The sequence below is a fragment of the Candidatus Chlorohelix sp. genome (assembly GCF_037138995.1).
In the GTDB taxonomy this organism is placed as follows: Bacteria; Chloroflexota; Chloroflexia; order Chloroheliales; family Chloroheliaceae; genus Chlorohelix.
The window spans coordinates 1-5699 of the sequence record NZ_JBAXHI010000084.1 but is presented as its reverse complement, the minus strand read 5'-3'; the positions used below and the strand labels follow the sequence as shown (position 1 = coordinate 5699).

The following is a 5699-nucleotide window of genomic DNA, read 5'->3' as shown; positions in this document are numbered from 1 at the left end:
CTACTAATATTTTGTAGAAATATGCTGGCGGGGCGGCTTCTTGCCGTTCCGCTCGTTTATTTAAAATCGTAAAAAATATTCTTGAAAGGATAGCTTTTAATTTTGAACAAACCGAGAAATAACTATAACAATAACCGTAGAAAAAATACCAATCCCGCGCCAACTACCCCCTCAACCCCGCAATCTAACCCAGATGCAGTATCGGTTGATGGTAAAGTAGTAAAAGCGCTTCCCAATGCAATGTTTGAAGTTGCCCTCGACAACGGGCATAGCGTGTTAGGGCATATCAGCGGCAAAATCCGCAAAAACTTTATCCGAATCTTGCCGGGAGACCGTGTGACTTTGGAACTCTCCCCGTATGACCTTACCAGAGGACGCATCACCTACCGTTTCAAATAAAATCCGAATAGTATAACACTTAATAATAGTGTGCGGGTATTTCGTAAGAAGGCATTATGCTAAGCAACCCTGCGAGATACCCTTTTATTTTGCCTTCAAACCGAATCTTTTTTGCGCTTTCTTAAACCAATTTGCAAAATTTGGGTAATTGTTTTATTCTATCTACTAATTTCCAGCAAAGAAAAGCCTCTCTAAATTATCCCTATTGCTAAATAGCATTTATCAAATAAGGTCTCTTTATGTCTCAGACATTTTCCCGTTATGAAATTGATTCATCACGTTTCTATGATGAAGTGTTCGATGAAACCAACCAGCCCCGCCCCCATTATAAGCAGTTGGTGGAACGGTTTAACCAACTCAACAATGCAGAACTACGCGCCCGCCGTCAGACTACTAATGTATTCTTTCTAAATCAAGGCATCACCTTTACGGTATATGGCGCGGAAGAAGGCATTGAGCGTATCTTTCCCTTTGATTTGCTGCCCCGAATCGTGCCTGATAACGAATGGCAGCAAATCGAAAAGGGGCTAGAACAGCGTATAACCGCCCTTAACCTGTTCCTTCATGATATTTATCATGACCAGCAGATTTTGAAGGATAAGGTTGTTCCGGCTGATTTAATTTTGAGTAGCAAAAACTTCCGCCGTGAATTTGTCGGCGTAAACCCGCCCTTAGGGGTTTATATCCACGTAACCGGCACCGATATTATCCGGGATAAAGACGGTAAATATATGGTGCTAGAGGATAACCTACGCAGCCCTAGCGGCGTTTCCTATATGCTCCAAGACCGTCAGGCAATGAAACGCGCTTTCCCTACCATGTTCGACCATTACAAGGTGCGCCCCATCGAGGAATACCCACAGGAACTGCTAAAAACGCTTCAGGAAATCAGCCCAATGAAGCAGCGTGAACCAAACGTAGTGGTGCTTACCCCCGGTATCTATAACGCTGCCTATTTTGAGCATAGCTTTCTAGCGCGGCAAATGGGTATCGAACTCACCGAGGGGCGCGATTTGGTAGTGAATGATAACAAGGTTTATACCCGCACTACCAAAGGATTAGAGCGAGTGGACGTGGTTTACCGGCGCGTGGATGATGAGTTTCTCGACCCCTTGGTGTTCCGTCCCGATTCTATGCTAGGCGTTGCCGGAATTGTAAATGCCTACCGCATGGGTAACGTAGCGTTGGCAAATGCTATTGGTACGGGCGTTGCTGATGACAAGGTTATCTATAGCTTTGTGCCTAAAATCATTAAATACTATCTCGACCAAGACTCCATCATCGAGAATGTGCCAACTTACCTTGCCAGTAACCCAACCGATTGTAAGTATATTTTAGAAAATCTGGATAAGCTGGTGGTAAAAGCTGCCAATGAATCGGGCGGGTATGGCATGCTGATTGGACCTCATGCTACCGTAGAGGAGCGCGAGGAATTTGCCGCTAAGGTGCTGGCGCATCCTCGAAACTATATCGCGCAACCGACCATCTCTCTTTCAAGGCATCCTAGCTTTATTAATGATACCGATTTGACCGGATGCCATATTGACCTTCGCCCTTATATTCTGTATGGCAAGAAAATAACTATTGTGCCGGGTGGCTTAACCCGCGTTGCGCTGAAGAAGGGTTCGCTAGTGGTAAACTCTTCGCAAGGCGGCGGCAGTAAAGATACTTGGGTTTTGTACGATAACTAAAGGAAGGATTAGAAACCATGCTGAGCCGCGTGGCTGAATCAATGTTCTGGATGAGCCGCTATATTGAGCGGGCGGAAAATACTGCTCGGTTTCTCGATGTCAATTTTCATTTGTTGCTCGACCTAAACCAGATTACGAATATAGATAACCGCCGTTATTGGGAAGCTCTTATTATGGCGACCAGCGATGAAGCGCGTTATAACAAGCTGTACGACCGTTATACTGCCGATACCGTAGCCGATTTTCTGGTGTTCAATCGCAATAACCCGAACTCTATTCTCAGTTGCATTAATCTGGCGCGAGAGAATGCGCGTAGTATTATTGAGAGCATCTCTAGCGAAATGTGGGAACAGATTAACGACCTTTATCACTTTCTGTTACGCGCTACGCCCCAACAGCTTAAGGGCGACCCTTATACTTTCTACAAGGTGATTAAGACCGGTTCGCAGACCTTTCAGGGTATAACAGATTGTACTATGTCGCGCAGTGAAGGTTGGAACTTTGTGCAAGCGGGCAAATATGTGGAACGCACCGACAATATTTCCCGCATATTGGATGTGAAATACCATATGTTGCGCCCTCGTACCGGGGAGCGTTACGAGTCTGTGGATATTATCCAATGGATGGCGGTTTTGAAAAGTTGTAGCGCGTTGGAGGCTTTCCGCAAAGTCCATTCCGCCAAAATTGAGCCTGACTTTATTCTGCACTTCTTGATGCTTGATAGAGAATTTCCGCGCAGTCTTTATTTCTCGATTGGGGCGTTGGAACAGGCGCTTTGGCGTATTTCGGGTAGCTCTCGCCGTGATTATACCAATAATGCCGACCGCTTAATCGGTAAAATGGAAGCGGAGATGGCTTATACTACTCTGGGTGATATTCATGAGCGTGATTTGCATCGCTTCCTTGAGGATGTACAATGCAATCTTGCGCGGGTCGGCGACCAGATTCACCAAATCTATTTTGCTTACCATGTGCCGATTTCCAGCGATGACGAGCTTGAGCCGGCGCTACCGTTTACCGGGCTTTCCGGCGGTAGGGCGCAGTGGAGTCAGGCGCAGCAGCAGCAGCAGCAATAATATAATTCGTTATTATCAGGTTGCATTTATCGCTCCGGTTTAATTGTGTTACAATCTATCTATTGGAGAATTGGACTAAGGAAATCATCTGAAAATAGAATATGAAACTTAAAGTCGAACATACGACGCTGTTCGAATATGACGCGCCGATATACGAAACTCTTACCGAAGTGCGCCTACAGCCCGGCGAAAACCATAATATCCCACAGCAAGTTCTCAGCTTTGAGCTTAAAGTTGACCCAACTGCTAATTTTTTCCAATATACCGATTTTTATGGCAACACTGTTCATTATTTTAACCTGCTCCAAAGCCATAAAAGGGTGGAAATAAAAGCTACCACAATAGTGGATACCACCTCAGAACATTGTTATCCGGGCGAAGAAAACGAAATAATGCTGTATGAATTTCTGAATGAAAGCAAGTATATCCATTTTGACCCTCAGATTCAGAAGTTCGCGGCACAATTTCAAGAGCTTATCAGCGACCCCTACCGGCTTGGGGAAACGGTGTGCCGCACCATCAATGACACTTTTGTATATGAACCGGGCGTTACCGATGTGCATAGCACCACCGCAATGGTGATGACTCTTAGGCGCGGGGTTTGCCAAGATTTTGCCCATATTATGATTGCCGCCTGTCGCTATCTGGGGATACCCGCTCGTTATGTTAGCGGCTATTATTACGGAGGCTCAAACCTAGAGCAATTCGACATGGCGAGCCATGCTTGGTGCGAGATTTACTGTGGCGCGGAGATAGGCTGGGCGGCTTTTGACCCCACCCATGACACGCTGTTTGTGGATGAACGCTATATCCGTATCGGCGCAGGCAGGGATTATTCGGATGTTACGTTGGTGCGCGGTACGTACAAGGGTAATGTTAAGGAACGTCTCAAGGTTATTGTAAGGGTATCGGCTGTAGCTTAATATAGCCAATCAACGCATCGAGGGCGCATTCCATTTTGGATTTTGGATTGCTGATTTTGGATTGAAGCCCTCTCGCCAACACCAAGAGAATAAACCCGTAGGGGGCGGTTCGCCTGCGCCCCGAACGCGGGCGCCATCTTGTCGCAACACGGAGGTTGCTCCTACCAATCCGAACCCGTAGGGGCGTATTTCAAATACGCCCTTCCCAATTCCCCCCCGAATTTACCCACCAAACGAGGGCGCATCTTATACGAGCAACCGCCGTGTCGCGATTTCTCGCCATATTAATATATATTTAATGCCAAAATGAACCTTTACTTTGTATAATAATTAGCGTAATTAATATAAAACCTTATTTAAATTAAAATGATTTAATAACTAGCGTTATACAGTTCCCAAAAAAGCCATTCATTTTGTAACTGTAGGCGCCTTCTGATGGACAACAGGGTAGCGCATTCTCCAGTAGTGAAGTAGCAGACAACCAAACGGGGTTGTTTGAAAGGGAAAATTAAGTAGTCAAGGGAAGGAATCAGTAATGGTTTTTGGAATAACAATCGGAAAGCGAAAAAGCATCGCCGGAAGTTTGGCGGTTATCGCCCTACTGCTGGCAGTTTTCATTAGCATGCGTTCGGTGCAAGCGGCTCCTTCATGCTCCCTAACTGGGCTGACAGATGCTGTTACCGCAGGCGGCACGTTCGATTTTAACTGCGCCACCGATACCACCATCACCTTATCTGCAACTCTAACCATTGCCACAGACCTGAGCCTAACCAACACGGGGGCGGGCAAGGTAACTATCAGCGGGGCGAACACCTACCAGCTTTTCGCCGTCAACTCTAGCAAAAGCTGTCCATCACCAATCTCAACCTGACTGACGGCAAAAAGACAGCCGGCGACGGCGGGGCTATTAGTGTCGGCAATAACGGCACGCTCACGATAACCAATTCCAGCATCTACAATAATACTGCTGATTGGGGCGGTGGGGCTATTTATCTTAGCGGTAACAACACGCTCACGATAACCAATTCCAGCCTGTATGGCAATACCTCCAAGGATGGTGGTGGGGCTATTAATATTGGAGTCTCCGCCAACTCTGCCACGATAACTAATTCCAGCCTGTATAACAATACTTCCAGCGGCGGTGAGAGTAGCGGCGGGGCTATTTATAATTACAGCGAAGGACTTGAAATAATCAATTCCAGCCTGTATGGCAATACCACTAGTTCGGGCGGCGGGGCTATTTATAACAGCAACACGGGCATAATCAATATAACCAATTCCAGCATCTACAATAATACTGCTAATAGCGGCGGGGCTATTATTAACTACGGCAATGTAAGTATAATCAACGCCACTTTCATTGATAATGCTGGAACCCTTAGTGGCGGAACCCTCCTTGGCGTTTTTGGGATATTCAATGTAAAGAACAGCCTGTTTCAAGGTAGCAATATTTGCTTCAACGAAACTGACAGCGTCATCACCGATGGGGGCTATAACCTAGAGGTGGGCGCAGTTGGCAGCTACAGTTGTGGTTTCCTCAGCGCGCGTGGCAGTCTTACCGCCACCGATGCGATGCTTGGCGCTCCCGGCGATAACGGCGGACCAACCCC

Annotated in this window: 6 protein-coding genes and 1 pseudogene; 5 read left to right on the top strand and 2 right to left on the bottom strand. The window is 46.6% G+C overall.

The genetic code is table 11. The annotated features are described in order from the left end of the window. Nucleotides 1-204: 204 nt before the first annotated feature. The 4 genes and pseudogenes from infA to WCK19_RS18115 form a co-directional block, all read left to right on the top strand. Nucleotides 205-399, top strand: a pseudogene (infA, locus tag WCK19_RS18130) (translation initiation factor IF-1); the annotation flags it as partial. A gap of 239 nt (nucleotides 400-638) precedes the next feature. Then, the gene (locus WCK19_RS18125) at nucleotides 639-2090 is read left to right on the top strand and encodes a circularly permuted type 2 ATP-grasp protein (RefSeq protein WP_342398812.1); all 1452 of its coding nucleotides are present in this window, start codon (nucleotides 639-641) and stop codon (nucleotides 2088-2090) included. Between the two features lie 17 nt (nucleotides 2091-2107). Then, nucleotides 2108-3166 carry an alpha-E domain-containing protein gene (locus WCK19_RS18120; protein WP_342398811.1) on the top strand — a complete coding sequence of 353 codons (1059 nt, stop codon included), beginning with the start codon at nucleotides 2108-2110 and terminating at the stop codon, nucleotides 3164-3166. Nucleotides 3167-3267: 101 nt separating this feature from the next. Further along, the gene (locus WCK19_RS18115) at nucleotides 3268-4089 is read left to right on the top strand and encodes a transglutaminase family protein (RefSeq protein WP_342398810.1); all 822 of its coding nucleotides are present in this window, start codon (nucleotides 3268-3270) and stop codon (nucleotides 4087-4089) included. 9 nt (nucleotides 4090-4098) lie between these two features. Here WCK19_RS18115 and WCK19_RS18110 read toward each other — a convergent pair whose 3' ends face one another. Beyond that, on the bottom strand, nucleotides 4099-4239 hold the full coding sequence (locus tag WCK19_RS18110; RefSeq protein ID WP_342398809.1) for a hypothetical protein: 141 nt from the start codon (nucleotides 4237-4239) through the stop codon (nucleotides 4099-4101). 385 nt (nucleotides 4240-4624) lie between these two features. Here WCK19_RS18110 and WCK19_RS18105 point away from each other — a divergent pair, with 385 nt between their 5' ends. Continuing rightward, a complete protein-coding gene (locus WCK19_RS18105) occupies nucleotides 4625-4960 on the top strand; it encodes a hypothetical protein (protein ID WP_342398808.1) in 336 nt (111 codons plus the stop codon). On the opposite strand, the gene WCK19_RS18100 is transcribed toward WCK19_RS18105, so the two are convergent. Next, on the bottom strand, nucleotides 4903-5529 hold the full coding sequence (locus WCK19_RS18100; RefSeq protein ID WP_342398807.1) for a hypothetical protein: 627 nt from the start codon (nucleotides 5527-5529) through the stop codon (nucleotides 4903-4905). The two genes, WCK19_RS18105 and WCK19_RS18100, sit on opposite strands and share 58 nt — an antisense overlap. Between the last annotated feature and the right edge of the window lie 170 nt (nucleotides 5530-5699).